This is a genomic window from Pseudomonas sp. KCJK8993 (genome assembly GCF_046230915.1).
Classification (GTDB): Bacteria; Pseudomonadota; Gammaproteobacteria; order Pseudomonadales; family Pseudomonadaceae; genus Aquipseudomonas; species Aquipseudomonas piscis.
Window position 1 is genome coordinate 13,298 of the sequence record NZ_JBJJLO010000042.1, and the last position, 21,651, is coordinate 34,948.

The window sequence follows — 21,651 nt, forward strand, 5'->3', positions numbered from 1 at the left end:
GCAGGAGAAAGCATCGGGCACCTCGTTCTTATTCTTCGATGGGCCAGTCGGCGCTGGTTGCCAAGAGCCAGAGCAAGGCCGGTGCCAATTGTCGAAAGACCTGTGAAAACGCCTGTCGCAGAGCGGTTGCCGTGCTGTCGCCCGGGTGCCGGGAAAGCCCGTGCATGAGACGTTGCATATCAGGTTGCACGGGGCAGCGGCGAGACCTTGAGACGTTGCGTCTCAACCCCGCCGCCGGGCCAGCCGGTGCTTGTCCGCGGGCGCGGTTCGGCGCTTAATGCGTCCACAACGCCAAGAAGCTGCAACCGGAGGCCTGTCATGCTTTCCGCTCATTCCCGCGCCCACGTCGACTGCGTCAGCCGGGTCTTGAAGAACGCCGCGCACCTGCCCCAGGCGCCGGTGCCGAACCTGATCCTCGATTCCTGGCGTCGCTCCATGGAGCAGCACCATCTGGACCCCGCCTCGCTGCAGGGGCCGCGCATCCTCTCCGAAGACCTGCTCAAGCAGTGCCGCGAGCGCTCGGAGCTGTTCCTGCGCATCGCCAGCGAAGAAGTGGCGCGCCTGCATGGCCAGGTGCGCGATGCCGACTACTGCGTGCTGCTCACCGACGCCCAGGGCCGCACCATCGACTACCGGGTCGAGTCCGCCATCCGCAACGATTGCCGCAAGGCCGGCCTGTACCTGGGCACCTGCTGGTCGGAGGGCGAGGAAGGCACCTGCGGCGTGGCCGCGGTGCTCACCAGCGGCGCGGCGGTGACGGTGCACAAGCGCGATCACTTTCGCGCCGCCTTCATCGGCCTGACCTGCTCCGCCGCCCCGGTCTTCGACCCCCAGGGCGGGTTGCTGGGGGTGCTGGACGTCTCGGCGGTGCGCTCGCCGGACGATCGCCGTTCCCAGCACCTGATCCGCCAGCTGGTGGTACAGAGCGCGCGGGCGATCGAGCAGGCGTTCTTCATGAGCAGCGCCCAGGGCTACTGGGTCCTGCGGGCCCACGCCAGCCCGGGTTATGTCGACAGCCAGCCGGACTTCCTGCTGGCCTGGGACGACGACGGTTGCCTGCAAGCGCTGAACCCCGCCGCCCGGGCCTACTTGCTGCGCCGCCACGGCCAGGTGCCCCGGCACATCGCCCAGGTGTTCGACACCCAGCTGCTGCAGCGCGCCAGGGACCAGGCGCTGTGGCCCCTGGATGGCGAGCTGCACGGTCGCCTGCAAGCGCCGCGCAGGCCGGCCAGCCGGCCACGGCTGCAACGGGCCGGGCAGGCGCTGGACCCCAGGGTGGAGCAGAGCCTGCGCCTGGCGGTGCGGGTCAAGGATCGTCACTTGCCGGTACTGGTCCAGGGCGAAACCGGCAGCGGCAAGGAAGTCTTCGCCCGCCAGTTGCACCAGGCCAGCCAGCGCCGCGAGCGGCCGTTCGTGGCGGTGAACTGCGCGGCGATTCCGGAAAACCTGATCGAAAGCGAACTGTTCGGTTATGTCGCCGGGGCCTTCACCGGAGCCTCCAGCAAGGGCATGCAGGGCCTGCTGCAACAAGCTGACGGCGGCACCCTGTTCCTGGACGAGATCGGCGACATGCCCCTGGCCTTGCAGACCCGCCTGCTGCGGGTGCTGGCCGAGGGCGAAGTGGCGCCGCTGGGCGCCGCGCGGCGCCAGGCGGTGGACATCCAGGTGATCTGCGCCACCCACCGCGACCTGGAGACGCTGGTGGCCGACGGCAGCTTTCGCGAGGACCTGTATTTCCGCCTGGGCGGCGCGCGCTTCCAGCTACCGCCGTTGCGCGAGCGCAGCGACCGCCTGGCGCTGATCACCAAGATCGTCGAGGAAGAGTCCCAGCGTTGCGGCACGCCCCTGCAACTGGGCGACGCGGCCCTGGAGTGCCTGCTGGGCTATCGCTGGCCGGGCAACGTGCGCCAGCTGCGCCATGTGCTGCGTTATGCCTGTGCGGTGTGCGAAGGGCCGGTGATCCAACTGCAGGACCTGCCGGAGCAGTTGCACCGCGCCAGTACCCAGGCAATCGCTACCCAGGCCCCGGACCCGGCGAGCAGCCCGGAACGCCAGGCGCTGCTGGATGCCCTGGTGCGTCATCGCTGGAAGCCCGTGGCCGCCGCCCAGGCCCTGGGCATCTCCCGCGCGACCTTGTACCGCCGGGTCCGGCAGCATGGCATCCAGATGCCTGGGCGCAGTTGCTCCTGAGTATCGGCCCGGAGTATTGGGCACATGGCGGCAAGCGCTCTAGCACGGCGCTTTCACCCCGAAAACGGGCTGTTTCGTCCATTGGTCGCGGATGCTTTTACCCCGGAAATTACCTATGCTGGCGGCTCACAAGGAAGTCCGCTTCCCCCCGACAGGCAAGCCAAAGACCCCACTCATTCCTATGCATGATTCTCGACTCTCCCCATCCCCCACGACAGCAAGCGGCAAATCCGGCAGTCCGGCGCGACGGGGACGCCCGCTCGGCAACCACGAGGAGAAGCGCGCAGAGCTGCTCAAAGCGGTGGTCGCCGTGGTGGCGCAAGAGGGCTATATCGGCACCTCCATGCGCCGCGTCGCCCAACATGCCAACTGCACCACTGGCGCGGTGACCTACTACTTCGCCAACAAGGAAGAGATGCTCGCCGCCGCCGCGCAGGACCTGTTCGACCAGTTCGATGCCGTGCTCGAAGGCGAAGCCGCCAAGCCCCGGGTGGACATCAAGACGATCATTTCCAGCTGGCTGAGCTGGGGCAAGGGCGGCGATACCAACGCCCTGCTCGCCGCCCTCTTCCATCTGCTGACCCACGCCCGCCACGAGCAGGCCCTGGCCGATATCTTCCAGCAACGCTATTGCCGCTTCCGCCAGTCCTTCGCCGCGATGTTGGCCAAGGGCCAGGCCCAGGGCGATATCCGCGACGATATCGACGCCGAGCTGCTGGCCGACCAGATCTGTGCCATGGGCGATGGCTGGAAGATGGTCCAGCCGGTGGAACCGGATCGCTTCGCCCCGCAGCGCCAGGAAGCGCTGCTCGACGCCGTGGTGGTGCTGGTGGCGCCCTATAGGCCCCGTCCCCGGTAAAGAACCGGCCAGGCGGCGCCGCTGGCTAGCCCGGCCCCACGGGCGAGAAACGCGCGCGATAGCGGCCGGGGCTCTCGCCGATCCATTTCTTGAAGGCCCGGTGGAAAGCGCTGGGCTCCTGGAACCCGGTGAGCTCGGCGATCTCGCCGATACTGGCGGACGAGCGGCGCAGCAGGTCCACGGCGACGTTGCGGCGGACCTCGTCCTTGATCTCCTGGTAGGAGCCCCCCTCGCGCTCCAGGCGCCGGCGCAGGGTGCTGGGGCTCATTTGCAGTTCACTGGCGAAGGCTTCCAGGGTCGGCCACTGGCTGTAGTGGCTGCCACGCAGGCGCTGGTGCACCTGGGTGGTGAGGCCATGCTGGTTGCGAAAGCGGATCACCAGCCATTGCGGGGCGCTGCGCAGGAACACCTTCAGCGAAGCCAGGTCCTGGACCACCGGCAGGCGCAACAGGCGGCTGGCGAACTCGATCTCGGTGCGCCCGGCGTTCCAGCTCAGGTTGCCGCCCCACAGCAGCGCGTCGTCGTCGAGGCTGAGGCGAGCGTGGCGAAACTCCGCGCGATCGATGGGAATCCGCCGTCCACCCAACCAGCACAGCAAGCTGATGACCAGCACCAGCAGGGTTTCCTCGGCGTAATGCGCGCGCAGCGGATCGGCGCCCTGGCTCTGGAGGCTGATCACCGCACGCTTGCCGCGAAAGCTGAGGCTGGCGCGCAGGTCGCGCAGGAACAGGCCGAAGTTGTTCAGGCACTGGCGCAGGGCCTTTTCCAGGTTCGGTTCCTGGATCAGTCCACGGCAGATCAGGGCAAAGGCCCCGGGCGGCAAGCCGTGGGAATCGAGCTGGAAGAACTCGTCGTGCAATTCACGGATCTGCATCAGCCACAGGGCCGCGAACGCGCTGCCAGGCACCCGCGCCCGGGGCTGCTCGAGCAGCGCGGGGTCGATCCCGACCTCGGTCAGCAGCGCCGCCAGGCGTGCCGGCCGCGATTGCAGGGCGTGGGTCATGACCCGCAGGTAATAAGCGGCGACCGAATCGGTTTCGCGCATCTGGCAGCTGTCCTCCGGCATGGCCGTTGTGGCAAAAAACGCCAGCACGGTTGACCGCTTTCGGCATAGTCCGGCCCCCGTGCGGGGCCCTAGACTCGTGCTCGACAATGGGCCGTGCAAGGCATGGCCGCCATGCTCCGCGAAGGCAACGAACAAAGGAAGAGTCGAAGATGAATCTTGCGAACATCGGTGTGATCGGCGCCGGCACCATGGGCAACGGTATCGCCCAGGTCTGCGCCCAGGCGGGCTTTGCCGTGACCCTGCTGGACATCGCCCAGCCCGCCCTGGAAAAGGCCCTGGCCACCATCGGCAAGAACCTCGACCGGCAGGTGGCCAAGGGCGGGCTGAGCGAGGAGCAGAAGCTCGCGACCCTGGAACGCATCCGCATCAACACCGACTACGCCACGCTCAAGGATGTCCAGCTGGTGATCGAGGCCGCCACCGAGAACCTCGAGCTCAAGCTCAAGGTGCTGCAGCAGATCGCCGCCCAGGTCGGCCCCGAGTGCGTGATCGCCTCCAACACTTCGTCGCTGTCCATCACCCAGCTGGCGGCCAGCGTCAGCGCCCCGCAGCGCTTCATCGGCCTGCACTTCTTCAACCCGGTGCCGGTCATGGGCCTGATCGAGGTGATTCGCGGGCTGCAGACCAGCGATGCGACCCATGCCCTGGCCCTGGACATGGCCCAGCGCCTGGGCAAGACCGCGATCACCGCCGGCAACCGCCCGGGCTTCGTGGTCAACCGCATCCTGGTGCCGATGATCAATGAGGCGATCCTGGTGTTCCAGGAAGGCCTGGCCAGCGCCGAGGACATCGACGCCGGCATGCGCCTGGGCTGCAACCAGCCGATCGGCCCGCTGGCCCTGGCCGACCTGATCGGCCTGGACACCCTGCTGGCGATCCTCGAAGCCTTCTACGAGGGCTTCAACGACAGCAAGTACCGCCCCGCCCCGCTGCTCAAGGAAATGGTTGCCGCCGGCTACCTGGGCCGCAAGACCGGACGCGGCTTCCATGCCTATGGCTGAACGCTGCTCGCGCTTCGCGCAAAGCCGCGACAAGGCCCTGGAGCTGTTCGCCAGCAAGGGCTTCGGCCAGGTCGGCATGCGCGAGCTGGCCAGCCACCTGGGGCTGACGCCGGGTTCGCTGTACCACCACTACCCGAGCAAGCAGCACCTGTTGCTGGACCTGATCGAGGAGTTCTTCGACGAGCTGCACGGCACCCTCAAGCGCCTGCAGCGGCGCAAGCTCCAGGGCGACTGCCTGGCGGCGCTGATCCGCGCCCACCTGAAATTGCACCGGGAACTGCCCCGGCACTTTCGCCTGGTGGAGCGCGACAGCGGCTGCCTGAACCCCGACCAGCAGTTGCGCGTCGAGCAATTGCGCACAGGCTACGAACAGCAGTTGCTGCAACTGCTGGGCACGCCGGTCGGGCAAGGGGAAGCCGCGCGCCGGGCCACCGCCCATGCGGTGGCCAACCTGCTCAATACCGCCCCCAGCTGGTTCCAGGAACAGCCCCTGGACGAGCGCGAGCGCGAAGCCTTGCTGGAGAGCCTGCTCAGCGGCGCCATCGAACGCCTGCTGGGCACAGGCCCGAGCCACAGCGCCGTGGCCTGAGGCCTGGCCTCAGCGCAATTGCAGCGGGTCCACCAGGCCGGCGGCGATGGCCATGCCCACCAACGCCGGCAGATGCTCGGCCTGCATGCGCTTCATCACCCGCGAGCGGTACAGGTCGATGGTCTTGATGCTGACCCCCAGCTGCTCGGCGATCTCGCGATTGGTGTAGCCCCGCACCAGCGGCAGCAGCACATCCTTTTCCCGTGGCGTCAGGCTCTCCAGGCGCTCCAGCACCCGGGCCTGCCCGGCGCCCTGGCGCTGGCGGCTGCCGGCGCGGTTCAGCGCCTGCTGCACGCTATCGAGCAGCAGTTGCTCGTTGTAGGGTTTCTCGATGAAGTCCACCGCCCCGGCCTTGAACGCGCGGACCACGATGGGCACGTCGGCATGGCCACTGACGAAGATCAGCGGCAGGTCGATTTCCCGCTGGCGCAGCTCTTCCTGGACGTTCAGCCCGCCCATGCCGGGCATGCGCACATCCAGCAGCACACAGGCGTTGCGGCTCGGATCGCAATGCTCGAGGAACTCGCGGCCACTGGTGAAGGGCACGGCCGCCAGGCCCACCGACTCCAGCAACCAGACCGTGGAGTCGAGCATGGCCGGGTCATCGTCGACCACGTACACCAGCTGCTGCGTCGCACTCGTCATGGCCTTGCTCCTGTATTCGGGGAAATGGATGGGTCGGCCTCGAGCGGGGCCGTGGCCGGCAGCCAGCAGTCCATGCGCAGGCCCCGGGCCTGGGGCCGGGCCTGCAAGTCGCCACCGAAACCCTCGACGATGCTGCGGCTCATGGACAGCCCCAGGCCCAGGCCATTGGCCTTGCTGGTGTAGAACGGGGTGAACAACTGCGCCAGCTGCTGGGTAGAAACCCCGGGGCCCTGGTCGCTGACACTGATGCAGACCCCACCCTCGGCGCCGGCCACGGCCTGGAGCAGGATCTGCGAGGCCTGTTGCGCATGGACCTCGCGATTGGCCTCGATGGCGTTGCGCAAGAGGTTGAGCAGCACCTGCTCCAGCAGCACCCGGTCGGCGTAGACCGGCGGCAGATTATCCGCCAGGCGCAGCTCGATCACCACCTGGCACGCCTGGGCTTCCCAGGCGCACAGGCGCACGGTTTCCCGGGCCACCTCGGCGCTGTCCAGGGCCTGGAGCCGCCGCCCGCCCTTGCGCAGGAACGCCCGCAGGCGCTTGATCACCTCGGCGGCGTGGGTCGCCTGCTCGGCGATGCGCTCCAGGCCCTGGGCCACCTTCCGCGCGGCCTGGGGCTGGGTGTCCAGCGCCTGCAAGTAGCGCTGGCTGGCATTGGCGTAGTTGACCACCGCCGCCAGCGGCTGGTTGATCTCGTGGGCGATGCCCGAGGCCAGCTCGCCCAGGGTCACCAAACGCGCGGTATGGGCCAGCTCGTCCTGGTGATGACGTTGCTGGGCTTCGCGCAATTCGCGCTCGCTCTGGTCATGGGCCACCAGGGAATAGAAGCGCTCGCCGCTGGCCGCCCGGTGCGCCAGGAGCATCAGCGACACCGCCACCGAGTCACCGCCCGAGGGCGGCTGCAAGCGAGTCTCGATGCTCCAGCGCCCGGTGCGCTCGGCGCATTCCCAGCCCTCTCGCTGCAGGCTTTGCAGCACCGCCGGACTGAGGATCGCCGCCAGCTCGGGCATCACCTGCCCGGGCTCCAGGCCCAGGGCGCGCCGGGCGGCCGGGTTGAGGTAGGTGACGCTGCCGCCCGGCTGGACGAACAGCACCGGATCGGGGTTGGCCTCCACCACCTCGGCCAGGCGCCGCTTGTTCTCCTCGGCCTGGACCCGGGCGGTGATGTCCCGGGAGACCGCCACCACCTCCACCACCGCTCCGGTGTAGGTCTCGCGGATCGCCCGGCAAGCGGTCTCGAACCACAGGTAGTGGCCGTCACGATGGCGGATGCGATAGGTCATGGTGTGGTAGCCGTCCTGCTCCAGGGCATCCCCGGTACGCTGCATCAGCCCGGCCAGCCCGCGGCTGTGCAACAGGCTGCGGGCGGGCATGCCGCGCAGCTCCTCGGGCCAGTAGCCGAGCAGGGTCCAGGACGCAGGCGAAGCGTCGAGGAAGCAGCCATCGGGGGTGTGCCGGGAAATCAGGTCGGTGGTGTTCTCGGTGATCAGCCGGTACAGGCGCCGGGCCCTGGCCGACTCGCGCTCGGCCTGCACCTGGGCGGTGGCCTCGCGGCACCGGGCCAGGACCCGCTGGCGATACGGGTCGGGGATGAAGGTCCAGAGCAGGATCCGCTCGCCGCACGGGGCCTCGACGTCCTCGATCGGCCGTTGCTGGTCGAGGCAGGCCCGCACCAGGGCCGGGTGGTTGACCGGCAGCCAGGCCGCCAAGCCATCCCCTGCCGCGCCCTCCAGCCACTGGCGCAGCGCCGGGTTCAGGTCCAGCGCCCGGGCGTCGGCATCCAGCAGCGCACTGGGCTGCGGGTCATGGCCCAGCCAGGGCGAATCCGGCAGGTGGCCTTCGCGCTGCTGGCGCAGCCAATGGCTCAAGTGAGCGGAGCGTTGCATCATCGTTGGACCTTTAGGGATCATCGGCGATCAATATAGTATTAATACCATACAACTCAGGTATTACTTCCATATCAATCCGCAAACAGTATATAAAAGCTTCCGGATAAGTCACCGAGGCGCCAGCGAGCGCCTCGGTCAATAGAGCTAACAATCAGCCACCGGGTGCCCGAACCATGTCCATCTACGAGCAAGGCCTTGCGCCGTCTGCCGTCAACCACATCGCCCTTTCGCCCCTGAGCTTCATCGAGCGTACCGCCGCGGTCTATCCGGACTATCCGGCGGTGATCCATGGTTCGATCCGTCGCACCTGGGCCCAGACCTACAGTCGCTGCCGGCGCCTGGCCTCGGCCCTGGCCGGGCGCGGGATCGGCAAGAACGACACGGTGGCGGTGATGCTGCCCAACATTCCGGCGATGCTGGAGGCGCATTTCGGCGTGCCGATGATCGGTGCCGTGCTCAACGCCCTCAACGTGCGCCTGGACGCCGAGGCCATCGCCTTCATGCTGGCCCACGGCGAGGCCAAGGTGCTGATCGCCGATCGCGAGTTCCATGCAGTGATCCAGGCCGCCGTGGCCCTGCTCGACCAGCCGCCGCTGGTGATCGACCTCGACGACCCGGAGTACGGCGAGGGCCAGCCGGTCAGCGACCTGGACTACGAGGCGTTCCTCGCCGAGGGCGACCCGGAGTTCGCCTGGCAGTGGCCGGATGACGAGTGGCAGGCCATCGCCCTGAACTACACCTCCGGCACCACCGGCAATCCCAAGGGCGTGGTCTATCACCACCGCGGCGCCTACCTCAACGCCCTGGGCAACCAGATGACCTGGGCCATGGGCAACCACCCGGTGTACCTGTGGACCCTGCCGATGTTCCACTGCAACGGCTGGTGCTACCCCTGGACCGTCACCGCCCTGGCCGGGGTCCACGTGTTCCTGCGCCGGGTCGACCCGCAGAAGATCCTCAACCTGATCCGCGAGCACCAGGTCAGCCACCTGTGCGGCGCGCCCATCGTGCTCAACGCCCTGGTGAACATGCCGGAGTCGGCCAAGGCGGCCATCGACCACCCGGTCAAGGCCATGGTGGCCGGGGCCGCGCCACCGGCCAAGGTGATCGGCGCCGTGGAAGAGATGGGCATCCAGGTCACCCACGTCTACGGCCTGACCGAGGTCTACGGCCCGGTGACCCTGTGCGCCTGGCACGCCGCCTGGGACCCGTTGCCCCTGGAAGAGCGGGCGCAGATCAAGGCGCGCCAGGGCGTGCGCTACCCGACCCTGGAAGGGGTGATGGTGGCCGACCCGAAGACCCTGGAACCCACGCCCCGGGACGGCCAGACCATCGGCGAGATCTTCATGCGCGGCAACACGGTGATGAAGGGCTACCTGAAGAACCCCACCGCCACCGCCGAAGCCTTCGAAGGCGGCTGGTTCCACACCGGCGACCTGGGCGTGACCCATCCGGACGGCTACGTGGAGATCCGCGACCGGCTCAAGGACATCATCATTTCCGGAGGCGAGAACATCTCCACCATCGAACTCGAAGGCGTGCTCTATCGCCATCCGGCGGTACTGGAAGCGGCGGTGGTGGCCCGGCCGGACGAAAAATGGGGCGAGACACCCTGCGCCTTCATCACCCTCAAGGCCGACCACCAGGACGTGCGCGAAGCCCAGATCATCGCCTTCTGCCGCGAGCACCTGGCGGGGTTCAAGGTGCCGCGCACCGTGGTCTTCAGCCAGTTGCCCAAGACCTCCACCGGCAAGATCCAGAAGTTCGTCCTGCGCGACATGGCGAAAAACCTCTAGCCTGAATACACCCTCCCCGCGCATGCTGGCCCCGCCATGTTCGCGGGGCCAGCCCCTTGCGAATCACGCGGCCACGGCCGTGCAACCTCCACCCTTGCACGAGGTTTCCTGCAATGCCCGAATTCAACGCTCCCCTGCGCGACATGCGCTTCGTCCTGCATGAAGTGTTCAACGCCCCCAGGCTCTGGGCCCGGCTGCCGGCCCTGGCGGACACCGTGGACGGCGACATCGCCGATGCGATCCTCGAGGAAGCGGCCAAGGTCACGGCCACCCTGGTGGCCCCGCTCAATCGCAGCGGCGACGAAGAAGGCGCCACCTGGGACGCCGGCCAGGTGCGCACCCCCACAGGCTTCAAGGAGGCCTACGCGACCTACATCCAGGGCGGCTGGGTCGGCCTGGGCGGCAACCCGGCCTACGGCGGCATGGGCATGCCGAAGATGCTCGCGGTGCAGTTCGAGGAGATGCTCTACGGCGCCAACTCCAGCTTCGCCCTGTACTCGACCCTGAGCTCCGGCGCCTGCCTGGCCATCGACGCCCACGCCAGCGAGGAACTCAAGGCGCGCTACCTGCCGGCGATGTACGAAGGCCGCTGGGCCGGTTCCATGTGCCTGACCGAGGCCCACGCCGGCACTGACCTGGGGATCATCCGCACCCGCGCCGAACCCCAGGCCGACGGCAGCTACCGCATCAGCGGCAGCAAGATGTTCATCACCGGCGGCGAGCAGGACCTGACCGAGAACATCATCCACCTGGTGCTGGCCAAGCTACCGGATGCCCCAGCCGGGCCCAAGGGCATCTCGCTGTTCCTGGTGCCCAAGATCCATGTCGACGCCAACGGCAAGCTGGGCCAGGCCAACGCCGTGAGCTGCGGTTCCATCGAGCACAAGATGGGGATCAAGGGCTCGGCCACCTGCGTGCTGAACTTCGACGGCGCCAGCGGCTACCTGGTGGGCGAGGCCAACAAGGGCCTGGCGGCGATGTTCACCATGATGAACTACGAGCGCCTGTCCATCGGCATCCAGGGCATCGGCTGCGCCGAGAACTCCTACCAGAACGCCCGTACCTATGCCCGCGAACGCCTGCAGAGCCGGGCCCCGTCGGGGCCGGTGGCCAAGGACAAGGTCGCCGACCCGATCATCAATCACCCGGACGTGCGGCGCATGCTGCTGTCGATGAAGGCCATGACCGAGGGTGGCCGGGCCTTCGCCAGCTACGTCGGCCAGCAGCTGGACCTGGCCAAGTTCGCCGACCAGCCCCACGAGCGGCACAACGCCGAAGCCCTGGTGGCGCTGCTGACCCCGGTGGCCAAGGCGTTCTTCACCGACAACGGCCTGGACAGCTGCGTACTGGGCCAGCAGGTATTCGGTGGCCACGGCTACATCCGCGAATGGGGCCAGGAGCAACTGGTGCGCGACGTGCGCATTGCGCAGATCTACGAAGGCACCAACGGTATCCAGGCCCTGGACCTCCTGGGGCGCAAGGTGGTGGCCAACGGCGGCGTGGCCCTGCGCCTGTTCACCAGCGAGATCCGCGACTACGCCTACCTGCCCGGCGCGGCCTATTCGGCGCAGTTGCTCGATGCCGTGCAGCGCCTGGAGGAGCTCAGCGACTGGTTGTGCCAACAGGCCGTGCAGAACCCCAACGCCGTGGGCAGCGCCTGCGTCGAGTACCTGCAGTTGTTCGGCTATGTGGCCTACGCCTACCTGTGGGCGCGCATGGCCCAGGTGGCCGGGCACAAGCGCGCCGAGGACGAACGCTTCTACGGCGCCAAGCTGGGCACCGCGGACTTCTATTTCAGCCGCCTGCTGCCGCGCATCCTTGGCCTGGAGCAGAGCATCCGTGCCGGTAGCTCGCCGCTGTTCAGCCTCGCCGACGAGCAGTTCTGAAGCACCGGGCCGGGCGTGCGGCGCCCTGCCCGGCCCCTTGCACAAGCAGGTGCAAAACCCCGGGCGCCCCGGCATACTCGGCGCCCCTGCCCACCACCCAAGGATGAACCGTGTCGGCACCTGCCCTGCTCATCGCCGGCTCAGCCATCGTGCTGCTGCTCGGTACCCTGCACCTGATCTACACCTTCGCCACCGACAAGTTCCAGCCCCGCGACCCGGCCCTGGCCGAACGCATGCGCGCGGTCGCCCCGGTGATCAGCGCCCAGACCAGCCTGTGGCGCGCCTGGATCGGTTTCAACGCCAGCCATAGCCTGGGCGCCATGCTCTTTGGCCTGGTCTATGGCTACCTGGCCTGGCTGCATCCCGAGCTGCTGCAACAGGCCCCGGGGCTTTTGTACCTGGGCCTGGCCTTCCTCGCCGGGCTGTGGGTCCTGGCCGTGCGCTACTGGTTCCGCATCCCGCTGCTGGGCATCAGCCTGGCCTTGCTGCTGTTCGCCGTCGGCAGTGCACTGGCACTCGCCTGAACCTGCACCGCAACCACCCTTCACCTTCATCGAGTTTGCCCATGCCCCGCCTGTTCGCCTTCTGGTCCTGGCTCTACCACCCCCTGTGCTGGGTCGCCGTCGCGGCGCCGCTGGCGCTGATGGTGTTTTGCGACGTGCAATTGATTGTCCCGCGGGATGTCGGCGGCACCCTGTTCGGCGGCTCGATGGGCTTCATCCTGTACCTCAGCATCTGGCTGGCGTGTGCCCTGGGCCTGGGCCTGGCCTTGCTGACCCGGGTGCCCGGGGCTCGCCTGGCCTGGATCGGCGCGGGCGTGGCGCCTTTGCTGCTGGGCGCCTGGTGGCGGATCAACTACCCGGACGATGCCGACGGCAACCTGATGTTCAGCCCCATGGCCCGGGAGCTGGACTACGCCATGGCCATGGGCTGCGCCTTCATCTACAGCGGCGTGCAACTGTTGCGTCGACGATGCCTGGGACCACGCCCTGCGGCCACCAGCGCCGATGTGCTGTTCCTGCGCACCGTCTGGGCACTGATCCTCGCGGCGCTGTTCATCCTTCCTCCCTTGAACGCCATGCGCCAGCGGGCCCTGCCCTATTGCGCCTTCAACAAGGCGGGCGAGCAGTTGAGCGTATGCCTGGGCGGTGGTCCGGAGGAGCGGGTGATCGTCGACTGACGCCTGTCAGCGGCCCGGTCGAAACCGCTGTGCGGCGCAGCGTCCCTGCGCCGTCGCCCGGTCCGATTGAGTATTCAATTTGGCCCCAGGCCGGTGATCGGGTAGTCCCGCCCTATTCGAAGCCGGCCTCGGGCCCCTGCGCCTGCAGCTCGTCGAACACCCCGGGGCCCGAGCGAGCCTAGCCGCGCGGTTCGCGAAAGGCGCTGGCGATGACTCGCAGGGACTCACGGGTGCGGGTGTCCGACAACTTGGAATGCACCACCAGCTTCGACGATGGCAGGCCGGGCAGGTCGAAACGCTGCGAGACCTCCACCAGTTCCGCCGGAGCCAGGCGGCAAGGCAAGACGCCCACCGCCAGCCCGGCGCAGATCGCCGCGATGACGGTGGACACCCCGCCACCGACGAACACCTCGATCCAAGGGATGGCGGCACGATCGAGCGACAGCGCAGCAAGATCCCGCACGCCGCATTGCGGACTCAGGTTGGCGATGCGCAAGGGCTCGTCCCGGTTGAATTCGAAGTCTGCGGCGGCGAACCAGCCGAAGGTTTCGACGCACAACAAAGTGCCGTCACGGCGGTCCTCGCAGTCGCGGATGATCACCGCATCCAGGGCCCCGGCATCGTAGTCAGCGAGCAACGGCCCGACGCTGTCGAGCCGTACCTCGATGGACAAGCCCGGGTCCATGGATTTCAACCGAGCCAGCAGCGTGGTGATCTCCGGCCCCACGACATGGCAGGCCATGCCGAGCTTCAGGTGCTTGCGCTGGGTCGCGAGGTTGGCCAGCGCCCGCTCGTGAGCCGCGAGAAAGTCCCGGGCCGACTCGATGAACAACTCGCCCTTGGTGGACAGCCGGACGTGGCGCGGGGTGCGCTCGATCAGGCGATGCCCGAGCTTGTCCTCCAGGCGCTTGAGCTTGACGCTGAGCGCCCCCTGGGTAGTGCCGAGGAATTGCGCGGCACGGGTGAAACTCTGCGAGTCAGCGATGACCACGAAAGCCCGGACCGAGTCCACGTCCAGGGTGAAGTTGGCGACCATGGAACCATCCCAGATTGTTGTCATAGATATGGCGAGCCATTCTATTTCGTTGCGCTTAGGATCACTAGCGCTTGCTCAGCGCTGCCCAGGCGTCCTGGGGGTTCCTTCACCCGCGCTGAGTCGATAGGAGTGAAACGCACAATGATCGCAATCGCATCATCCAGAAACCGCATCGCCCTGCTGGCGGTCTGCTTGTCCGCCACGATGCTCGGTTTGGAAATCACCAGCATCCCCGCCATCCTGCCCACGCTTGAACACACATTGGCCGCCGACTTCCGGCAACTGCAATGGATCATGAACGCCTACACCATCGCGATGTGCGCCATGCTCATCGCCATGGGCGCCTTGGCCGACCGCTATGGCCGCAAGCGCCTGTTCCTGCTCAACGTCGTGGCCTTCGGCGTGGCGTCGCTGATCTGCGGCCTGGCCAGCAATGCCCCGCTGCTGATTGCCGCGCGCTTCGGCCAGGGCGTCAGTGCCGCCGGAATGCTGGCCTGCCAGGTGGCGATCCTCTCCCAACAGTTTCGCCAAGGCCCCGAACGGGGCGTGGCGTTCTCCTGCTGGGGCGTGGTCTTCGGCTTGGGCCTGGGCATCGGCCCGGTCGTTGGCGGGGCGATCCTGGCGATTTCGAGCTGGCAGTGGGTGTTCCTGATCCATGGGGTCCTGGCGGTGCTGACCGTCGTCCTGGCCCAACGCGGGGTGCAAGAGTCGGCCGACCCCCAGGCCACCGGTATCGACCTCGGCGGCATGATCACCTTGCCACTGGCGGTGTTCGGTTTCGTCTACCTGATCACCCAGGGTCAGGAGCTCGGCCTCGGGAGTGCCGGTGCAATGGGCGTGCTGGTAGCCAGCCTCGCCTGCCTGCTGCTGTTCGTCGTGATCGAGCGCCGGGTCGAACGGCCCATCTTCGATTTCAAGGCCTTTGGTATCCGCAACTTCTCCGGGGCGCTGCTGGGGGCCTGCGCCATGAACTTCAGCTTCTGGCCCTTCATCGTCTACTTTCCCCTCTACCTGCAATCGGCCCTGGGTTATGACGGTGTGCAGTCCGGGCTGATCGTCCTCACCTACACCCTGCCGATCTGCCTCGTGCCGCCCTTGGCGGAGAAGATGCTGGCCAAGCGCGGCCCTGGCTGGGTGATCCCCCTGGGGATGTTCGCCATCGCCCTGGGATTTGGGCTGCTGGGCCTTGTCGCCACCACGTCCTACGCCGGCTGGACCAGCCTGCTGCCCGGCTGCCTGCTGGCAGGCGCGGGAGTCGGCCTGACCACCACCTGCGTCACCAACACCGCCACCGGGGCCCTCCCAGCGGAGCGCGCAGGCATGGCCTCTGGCATGGAGTTCAGTGCGCGGATGATTTCGCTGTCCATCAACATCGCCGTAATGGGATCGATCCTGGGCCTGGGAGTCTCCTGGTCGCTGGAGCAAAGCCTGGCCCCTCTCGGGATCCAGGCGGGTCGTGCCCTGGTGGACGCCATCTGCGCAGGCAATCTGACGGCCGGTGAAACACTGGGGGTTCCCACCGACGTGGCGCGTAGCGCACTGATGCATGGCATCGGCTGGGTCCTGGGCTACGGCGCCAGCGCCACCCTGGCCCTGGCATTGCTGGCGCGGGTGGTCTTTGGCAAGTATCGCCGAGCCAGCCTCTTGCCAGTGGCCGGGCTCGACTAGCGGGGGTCACCGATCACCGTCGGCGCTCCCCGACGAAAAGCCCCGGACGAACCGTCATGCCGATCAGTTAAACGAGGTGATCTGCTGCAGGAGCAGCCGAGCGACGCTCGATTGCTCGCGATGGACGTTGGTAGCGCATGTTTACGGGGTAAACGCAGCGCCCTGAAGTCCATCGCGGGCAAGCCTCGTTGCCTTAACTGAACAGCACTAAGGACGATCCGGGGCTTCTCGTTGCCAGTCAGCTACCGTGCGGTGGGCCTGGGCCGGTCCTTGCGCACCGGCAAGGCAGCGGCGAAGGCCAAAGCCTCTTCGCGGGTGCCGAAGGTGGCAAGCCGGTCGCCCGGGGTGCAGACCTTCCAGGGTCCGTTATTGACGCTCAGTACCTGATAGCCATTGATCTGCATCTTGTTCAGCAGTGGCGTACTCATACACACCTCCCTCTCGTCAGTCAGCCTGGGGCTGGCCGGTCCACCTTACACCCGCCCAACGCCGCGGCGACCGCCACATGTCGGCGCGACGGCTCACTTCTTCAGGTTGGCCAGGGGATCGTAGGCCCGGGAGCGCTTGCGCTCGTGCTCGGGGCGTGGCCGGTCCAGCGGTGCCCTGGCCGGGCCCACGGGGTCGACCTGGGGGTCCTCGAGATCCGGCGAATCCGGGTCGAAACCCAGGTCATGGCGGTCGGTGGCGTGCTCGGACGAACGGGGTCCGGTGGGTGGCTTGGTGCTCATGGGACTCCTCCTGCTCGGGGCGCCTGGGCGGCGGTTAAAGACATAGATCGTCATCAGCCGCGAGGGTGCCGTCGACCGGACCAATGGCGTGGCGGCATTGCAACGCACCAGCCGGCACCGCAGGATGACGCCCTGGCCCCCCAACCGCTTCAGGACATGTTCATGACGATTCGTGCTGTGGTTTTCGACTTCGGTGGCGTGCTGTTCGACTGGAGTCCCCATCATCTGTACCGGCAACTGATCCCCGACGACCAGCGTCGCCAGTGGTTCCTCGACACCATCTGCACCCAGGCCTGGAACACCCGGCAAGACGCCGGCCGCAGCCTGGCCGAGGGCACTCGCAGCCTGCTGGCCGAACACCCCGAACAGGCATCGCTGATCCAAGCCTATTACGGGCGCTGGACGGAAATGCTGCGCGGCCAGCTGGACGACGGCGTGGCCCTGCTGGAGGAGCTGCACCAGGCGCGGATGCCGCTGTTCGGCTTGACCAACTGGTCCCGCGAGACCTTCCCCCATGCCTGGGACAACTACCCCTTCCTGCGGCGCTTCGATGACATCGTGGTCTCCGGCCAGGAGCACCAGCTCAAGCCCGAGCCGCCGATCTACCACACCACGCTGCAACGCATCCGCGCCCACCTGCCGGACATCGCCCCCGGTGAACTGGCGTTCATCGACGACCACCAACCGAACATCGTCGCGGCCCGGGCACTGGGCTGGAATGCCATCCACCACCTCAGCGCGCAGCAGACCCGAGCACAACTGCAGGCGCTGGGCGTGGGCGTCTCCCTCTGACCTCCTGGCCAACCCTCGATCCGGCAGCGGCTAGGGCTGCCGCAGGCTGCGCACGGCTCGGCACCAGTGGCAACGACTGGCGCCCGGTTCGGCCTGACACACCGCGCCGTCCGCCTCTGGGCCGCTGCACGCTCGTGCGCAGGCTCGACAGCGGCTACAAAACACCCGCGCTATCGCCCCGGGCAATCGTTTCTATCGCTCTTTGGAATCACCAGCCCGCTCAGTGAATAACCGTTCATCCCCCGTGATTCCACCGGTCGGAAACCCCTGGAATCCGTGTGACATTAGCCGGCCTTTTCCAACGGCGCTGCTTAACTGCAAAAGCTGCCGAGTACCGCAGCATTTCCCCTGATCACCACGGAAGGCACACGTCATGAGCAATGCACCACACCATGTGATTCCCCCCTATGGGGTAGCGATCCAATCGGCGATCTCCGAAGGCAAGCTGCCGCAGATGAAAGCCCTGCTGGCCAAGCGCGACAACAACCAGGCCGAACCTGCGGAACTGCGTGCCGCCTACGAACAACTGGCCAAGGAAGTCGCCCGCCTGGAACGGCACTGACCGCTGTTCCCCTGTCACCGAATGGAGGCAAAGCAAATGTCCGGTTCCAACGCACAAGACAGCCTGTTCCCGCTGAGCTATCGCATCGGCACCTCGCAACCCGGGGCACCGAACCTGCAACTCAACCTGCTGGCCTATACCGCCGAGCAAAGTCTGCGTGGCAGCTCGTCGATCACCCAGGCGGGCAGTCCGCCGCTGGACCTGCAAACCGACGACTGGGGCCAGTACACCTACCTGACCGTGACGTCCAGCACCAAGATCCTCCTCAGCGTCGCCGGCAACCAGGGTGGTCCGGGCGCAAACTCGATCATCACCTTCAAGCTGCAACTGGTGGTCGACGACGACTGGAAGCAAGGCGTCGCCAACTACCAGTTCTACAACGGCCATGGCTGGTCGACGGTGAACAACGTACCGGCCTACCTGGAGAACAACATCCAGTCCAGCAGCCTGTCCCGGCCCCAGCCCCACGGCCATGCCCAGCATCCGCTGCCCCCAATGGCGGCGCTGTACGCGGCCCCGATCCACGGCGCCATCGCCAGCGGCGACCTGGCGCAGATGAAGAGCCTACACCGGTTGGCGACCCAGCAACTGGAGCAGCTGCCGCTGATCCGTACCGCGCTGGACGCCGCCAAGTCCGAGATCGCCAGGCAGGAGCGACGCTGAGCTCCGGGCCCGGCGCACTTCGACGCATCCATCACGCCAAGGAGTAGCAGCATGACAACTGGACTGTTCCATACCCGCCTGATCATCACCAACCCCGTGGTCGGCGCACCGATCCTGACCCTCGACCTGCTGGTCAACACCGTGCAGAAAACCGTCTCCGGCCTGGCCCAGGTGACCCAGAGCACGTCGCCGCCGGTGCGCTTCAGCGCCGACGTCTGGGGCAACTACTCGCAGATCAAGCTCGACCAATCCAGCGAGGGACACCTGGTGCTCAACCTCGCGGGCAACCCCAGCGGCCCGGGTAGCCAGACCGCCGAAACCTTCCACCTGCAGGGCATCCTCGGCCTGGACTGGGCCAGTGGTTTCGCCAGCTATCGCTACAACTACCTGGGCCACTGGCATGTGGTGCAACACGCCGCCGTCAGCCCGGCCCCGGTGGAACAGGCGGCGCAGGTCGAGCCCCAGGGCCGGACAGGCAATGCCGCCGAGCACGCGCACCTGCACCCCCATCCGCTGTATGCCGTGGCGTTGCAGCAGGCCCAGGCCAGCGGCGACCTGGCCCGGCTCAAGGCCCTGGTGGTCCAGGCCGAGCAGCAGGTGGCCAACGGTGAGCGGCTGAGCAAGGCCGTGCAGCAGTTGCAGGTAGAGATCAACCGCCTGGAACAACGCTGAACCCGGCTTCCGGGACCGGTCCAGCACGGCCGGCCCCGGGCCGCGGGACAACCGACCGCGCCATCGTCGCTCAAGGAAGGCGCGCCTATTTCCACGGGTTGGTGCAGCGCACCGCTGGGTGCGCAAGGATCTTTCATGTCAGACCGTCTCCCCGCCCGCTACCTCAGCGAAAGCGATATCAAGCGCTACGTGCCCGTACACGTGGTCTGGGAAATCACCCTCGCCTGCGACCTCAAGTGCCTGCACTGTGGCTCCCGGGCCGGCCACCGGCGCCCCGGCGAGTTGAACACCGGCGAGTGCCTGGAAGTGATCGACGCCCTGGCCGCCCTGGGCACCCGGGAAGTCACCCTGATCGGTGGCGAAGCCTATTTGCGCAAGGACTGGACCCGACTGATCCAGGCCATCCACGACCATGGCATGTACGTGGCGATCCAGACCGGCGGGCGCAACCTGACCCCGGCCAAGATGCAGGCGGCGATAGACGCCGGGCTCGATGGAGTCGGCGTATCCCTGGACGGGCTGGCGCCGCTGCATGACGCGGTGCGCAACGTTCCCGGCTCCTTCGCCAAGGCCCTGGACACCCTGCACCGGGCCAGGCACGCCGGGCTCAAGGTCAGCGTCAACACCCAGATCGGCGCCGCCACCCTGCCCGATCTGCCGGCCCTGATGGAGCTGATCATCGAGGCCGGCGCCAGCCACTGGCAGATCCAGCTGACCGTGGCCATGGGCAACGCCGTGGATCACCCCGAGCTGCTGTTGCAGCCCTACCAGTTGCTGGACGTCATGCCGCTGCTGGCCCGGCTGTACCGCGAAGGCAGCGAACGCGGGCTGCTGATGAACGTCGGCAACAACATCGGCTACTACGGCCCCTACGAACACCTGTGGCGCGGCTTCGGCGACGAGCGCGTGCACTGGAGCGGTTGCGCCGCCGGGCAGACGGTGCTGGCCCTGGAGGCCGACGGCACGGTCAAGGGCTGCCCGTCCCTGGCCACCGTGGGCTTCTCCGGCGGCAACGTGCGCACCATGAACCTGCACGACATCTGGCACTACAGCGAAGGCATCCACTTCGGCCGGCTGCGCTCGGTGGACGATCTCTGGGGCTACTGCCGCACCTGCTACTACAACGATGTCTGCCGGGGTGGTTGCACCTGGACCTCGCACTCGCTGCTGGGCAAGCCGGGCAACAACCCCTACTGCCACTACCGGACCCTGGACCTGGCGAAAAAGGGCCTGCGCGAACGCATCGTCAAGCTTGAGGACGCAGGTCCGGCCTCGTTCTCCGTGGGCCGCTTCGACCTGATCACCGAACGCATCGACAGCGGCGAAACGGTCTCCAGCGTCAGCGACAGTGGCCAGGTGATCAAGCTGGCCTGGGTCAACCAGGGCCACGCGTCCCCCGAGGAAGGACGCGTCCCGCCGCGCCTGGCCCTGTGCCGCGCCTGCTTGCAGTACATCCATGCCCATGAGACCACCTGCCCGCATTGCCAGGCCGATGTCGCCAGCGCCGAGGCCCGGCACCAGGAAGACCGCCTGCGCCAGCAGGCGCTGATCAATACCCTGCACCAGTTGCTCGGCCTGCCCCAGGAACAGCCCCGCCTGTAGTGAGGCCGGCCGTCCTCGGACGGCCGGCTATAAGTCCTGGGCGAACCATAGGAAAAGCGTCTAAAAAAACCGCTCGCGCCTGCTCGTTCGACGCTTTGCTATGCAGTGTCCACCGATGCCGCCAAGGCTGTCGGTTTCTCCAGGGTCCGCCCTGGCCGCACAAGGAAAGTACGCGATGAAGATCAATCCCTACCTGGTATTCAACGGCGATTGCCGGGCCGCCTTCACCTTCTATGCCCAGTGCCTGAACGGCACCCTGGAAATGATGCTGACCTTCGGCGAGAGCCCGGCCCGCGACCAATTGCCGGCCAACTGCCACGCCCTCATCATGCATACCCGGCTCAATGTCGGCGACCAGGTGCTGATGGCCTCGGACAGCACCCCGGACCTGCCCTACGCCGGCATCCGGGGTTGCTCGATCGCGCTGAACATCGACAACGCCGCCGAAGCCGAACGGGTATTCAATGCCCTGCTCCAGCAAGGCAGCGTCCGCATGCCCCTGGAGGAAACCTTCTGGGCCGAGCGTTTCGGCATGCTCGAAGATAAATTCGGCGTGTCATGGATGATCAACTGCGAGAAAAAAACCCACTAGCCCGCCCCCCAACCGACGGCGGCACAGCCTCGCGCTCCAGGCGCTGGCGCGGTAGCGCCAGCAGCGCACTCATCGGCTGATCCCGTGAGGGTCATCAAGCCGGCCAGCCTCGCCAGCGGACGTGGCTGACAAAACGCCAGGACGAGCACGACTCTTGTGCCGGCAAGGCCCGATCGAAAAAAATTTTACCCCGGCAAAAAGCCGCGATCCGCCCGCCAGCCGGCGCCTTGCGGGC

21 protein-coding genes are annotated in these 21,651 nt (G+C 67.2%); 15 read left to right on the forward strand and 6 right to left on the reverse strand.

Annotated elements, in window-relative coordinates:
* The first annotated feature begins 318 nt into the window (after positions 1 to 318).
* Both ACK6AU_RS15405 and ACK6AU_RS15410 read left to right on the forward strand, forming a co-directional pair.
* Positions 319 to 2,190, forward strand: coding sequence for a sigma-54-dependent Fis family transcriptional regulator (locus tag ACK6AU_RS15405; RefSeq protein ID WP_185701766.1), 1,872 nt, complete (start codon positions 319 to 321; stop codon positions 2,188 to 2,190).
* A gap of 181 nt (positions 2,191 to 2,371) precedes the next feature.
* The gene (locus tag ACK6AU_RS15410; protein WP_185701765.1) at positions 2,372 to 3,049 is read left to right on the forward strand and encodes a TetR/AcrR family transcriptional regulator; all 678 of its coding nucleotides are present in this window, start codon (positions 2,372 to 2,374) and stop codon (positions 3,047 to 3,049) included.
* A 25-nt stretch (positions 3,050 to 3,074) separates the two neighbouring features.
* On the opposite strand, the gene ACK6AU_RS15415 is transcribed toward ACK6AU_RS15410, so the two are convergent.
* Positions 3,075 to 4,094: an AraC family transcriptional regulator ligand-binding domain-containing protein gene (locus ACK6AU_RS15415; RefSeq protein ID WP_409299862.1), complete on the reverse strand. Its 1,020-nt coding sequence runs from the start codon at positions 4,092 to 4,094 to the stop codon at positions 3,075 to 3,077.
* A gap of 170 nt (positions 4,095 to 4,264) precedes the next feature.
* On the opposite strand from ACK6AU_RS15415, the gene ACK6AU_RS15420 reads away from it, so the two are divergent.
* Both ACK6AU_RS15420 and ACK6AU_RS15425 read left to right on the forward strand, forming a co-directional pair.
* The gene (locus ACK6AU_RS15420) at positions 4,265 to 5,116 is read left to right on the forward strand and encodes a 3-hydroxybutyryl-CoA dehydrogenase (protein WP_409299864.1); all 852 of its coding nucleotides are present in this window, start codon (positions 4,265 to 4,267) and stop codon (positions 5,114 to 5,116) included.
* Positions 5,109 to 5,705: a TetR/AcrR family transcriptional regulator gene (locus tag ACK6AU_RS15425; protein WP_409299899.1), complete on the forward strand. Its 597-nt coding sequence runs from the start codon at positions 5,109 to 5,111 to the stop codon at positions 5,703 to 5,705. The genes ACK6AU_RS15420 and ACK6AU_RS15425 overlap by 8 nt, the downstream gene beginning before the upstream one ends.
* A gap of 9 nt (positions 5,706 to 5,714) precedes the next feature.
* On the opposite strand, the gene ACK6AU_RS15430 is transcribed toward ACK6AU_RS15425, so the two are convergent.
* Both ACK6AU_RS15430 and ACK6AU_RS15435 read right to left on the reverse strand, forming a co-directional pair.
* Positions 5,715 to 6,350, reverse strand: a complete 636-nt coding sequence (locus ACK6AU_RS15430) for a response regulator transcription factor (protein ID WP_409299866.1) — start codon at positions 6,348 to 6,350, stop codon at positions 5,715 to 5,717.
* Positions 6,347 to 8,236, reverse strand: a complete 1,890-nt coding sequence (locus ACK6AU_RS15435) for a PAS domain S-box protein (protein WP_409299868.1) — start codon at positions 8,234 to 8,236, stop codon at positions 6,347 to 6,349. The genes ACK6AU_RS15430 and ACK6AU_RS15435 overlap by 4 nt, the downstream gene beginning before the upstream one ends.
* Positions 8,237 to 8,412: 176 nt before the next feature.
* On the opposite strand from ACK6AU_RS15435, the gene ACK6AU_RS15440 reads away from it, so the two are divergent.
* From ACK6AU_RS15440 to ACK6AU_RS15455, 4 genes are all read left to right on the forward strand, one after another.
* A complete protein-coding gene (locus ACK6AU_RS15440; RefSeq protein ID WP_185701760.1) occupies positions 8,413 to 10,035 on the forward strand; it encodes an acyl-CoA synthetase in 1,623 nt (540 codons plus the stop codon).
* A 113-nt stretch (positions 10,036 to 10,148) separates the two neighbouring features.
* Positions 10,149 to 11,921 carry an acyl-CoA dehydrogenase C-terminal domain-containing protein gene (locus ACK6AU_RS15445; protein WP_185701759.1) on the forward strand — a complete coding sequence of 591 codons (1,773 nt, stop codon included), beginning with the start codon at positions 10,149 to 10,151 and terminating at the stop codon, positions 11,919 to 11,921.
* 110 nt (positions 11,922 to 12,031) lie between these two features.
* Positions 12,032 to 12,445 (forward strand): LIC_13387 family protein, encoded by a 414-nt coding sequence (locus ACK6AU_RS15450; protein ID WP_185701758.1) that lies wholly within the window; start codon positions 12,032 to 12,034, stop codon positions 12,443 to 12,445.
* 41 nt (positions 12,446 to 12,486) lie between these two features.
* Positions 12,487 to 13,101 carry a hypothetical protein gene (locus tag ACK6AU_RS15455; RefSeq protein ID WP_409299870.1) on the forward strand — a complete coding sequence of 205 codons (615 nt, stop codon included), beginning with the start codon at positions 12,487 to 12,489 and terminating at the stop codon, positions 13,099 to 13,101.
* 178 nt (positions 13,102 to 13,279) lie between these two features.
* Here the strand turns inward: ACK6AU_RS15455 and ACK6AU_RS15460 are convergent, their stop codons facing one another.
* On the reverse strand, positions 13,280 to 14,161 hold the full coding sequence (locus ACK6AU_RS15460) for a LysR family transcriptional regulator (protein ID WP_260498109.1): 882 nt from the start codon (positions 14,159 to 14,161) through the stop codon (positions 13,280 to 13,282).
* A gap of 117 nt (positions 14,162 to 14,278) precedes the next feature.
* Between ACK6AU_RS15460 and ACK6AU_RS15465 the strand changes: the two genes are divergently transcribed.
* Positions 14,279 to 15,805, forward strand: a complete 1,527-nt coding sequence (locus ACK6AU_RS15465; protein ID WP_409299872.1) for an MFS transporter — start codon at positions 14,279 to 14,281, stop codon at positions 15,803 to 15,805.
* A 242-nt stretch (positions 15,806 to 16,047) separates the two neighbouring features.
* Here ACK6AU_RS15465 and ACK6AU_RS15470 read toward each other — a convergent pair whose 3' ends face one another.
* Positions 16,048 to 16,233 carry a DUF2188 domain-containing protein gene (locus ACK6AU_RS15470; protein WP_068584415.1) on the reverse strand — a complete coding sequence of 62 codons (186 nt, stop codon included), beginning with the start codon at positions 16,231 to 16,233 and terminating at the stop codon, positions 16,048 to 16,050.
* A gap of 93 nt (positions 16,234 to 16,326) precedes the next feature.
* Positions 16,327 to 16,533 carry a DUF6021 family protein gene (locus ACK6AU_RS15475; RefSeq protein WP_185701756.1) on the reverse strand — a complete coding sequence of 69 codons (207 nt, stop codon included), beginning with the start codon at positions 16,531 to 16,533 and terminating at the stop codon, positions 16,327 to 16,329.
* A gap of 162 nt (positions 16,534 to 16,695) precedes the next feature.
* On the opposite strand from ACK6AU_RS15475, the gene ACK6AU_RS15480 reads away from it, so the two are divergent.
* From ACK6AU_RS15480 to ACK6AU_RS15505, 6 genes are all read left to right on the forward strand, one after another.
* The gene (locus tag ACK6AU_RS15480; protein ID WP_409299875.1) at positions 16,696 to 17,325 is read left to right on the forward strand and encodes an HAD family hydrolase; all 630 of its coding nucleotides are present in this window, start codon (positions 16,696 to 16,698) and stop codon (positions 17,323 to 17,325) included.
* Between the two features lie 373 nt (positions 17,326 to 17,698).
* On the forward strand, positions 17,699 to 17,887 hold the full coding sequence (locus ACK6AU_RS15485) for a DUF1843 domain-containing protein (protein WP_185701748.1): 189 nt from the start codon (positions 17,699 to 17,701) through the stop codon (positions 17,885 to 17,887).
* A 36-nt stretch (positions 17,888 to 17,923) separates the two neighbouring features.
* On the forward strand, positions 17,924 to 18,550 hold the full coding sequence (locus ACK6AU_RS15490; protein WP_185701747.1) for a DUF1842 domain-containing protein: 627 nt from the start codon (positions 17,924 to 17,926) through the stop codon (positions 18,548 to 18,550).
* A gap of 51 nt (positions 18,551 to 18,601) precedes the next feature.
* Positions 18,602 to 19,222 (forward strand): DUF1842 domain-containing protein, encoded by a 621-nt coding sequence (locus tag ACK6AU_RS15495; RefSeq protein ID WP_185701746.1) that lies wholly within the window; start codon positions 18,602 to 18,604, stop codon positions 19,220 to 19,222.
* Between the two features lie 135 nt (positions 19,223 to 19,357).
* Positions 19,358 to 20,824 (forward strand): GDL motif peptide-associated radical SAM/SPASM maturase, encoded by a 1,467-nt coding sequence (locus ACK6AU_RS15500; protein ID WP_409299878.1) that lies wholly within the window; start codon positions 19,358 to 19,360, stop codon positions 20,822 to 20,824.
* Positions 20,825 to 20,999: 175 nt separating this feature from the next.
* Positions 21,000 to 21,416 carry a VOC family protein gene (locus ACK6AU_RS15505; RefSeq protein WP_185701744.1) on the forward strand — a complete coding sequence of 139 codons (417 nt, stop codon included), beginning with the start codon at positions 21,000 to 21,002 and terminating at the stop codon, positions 21,414 to 21,416.
* Positions 21,417 to 21,651 lie beyond the last annotated feature (235 nt).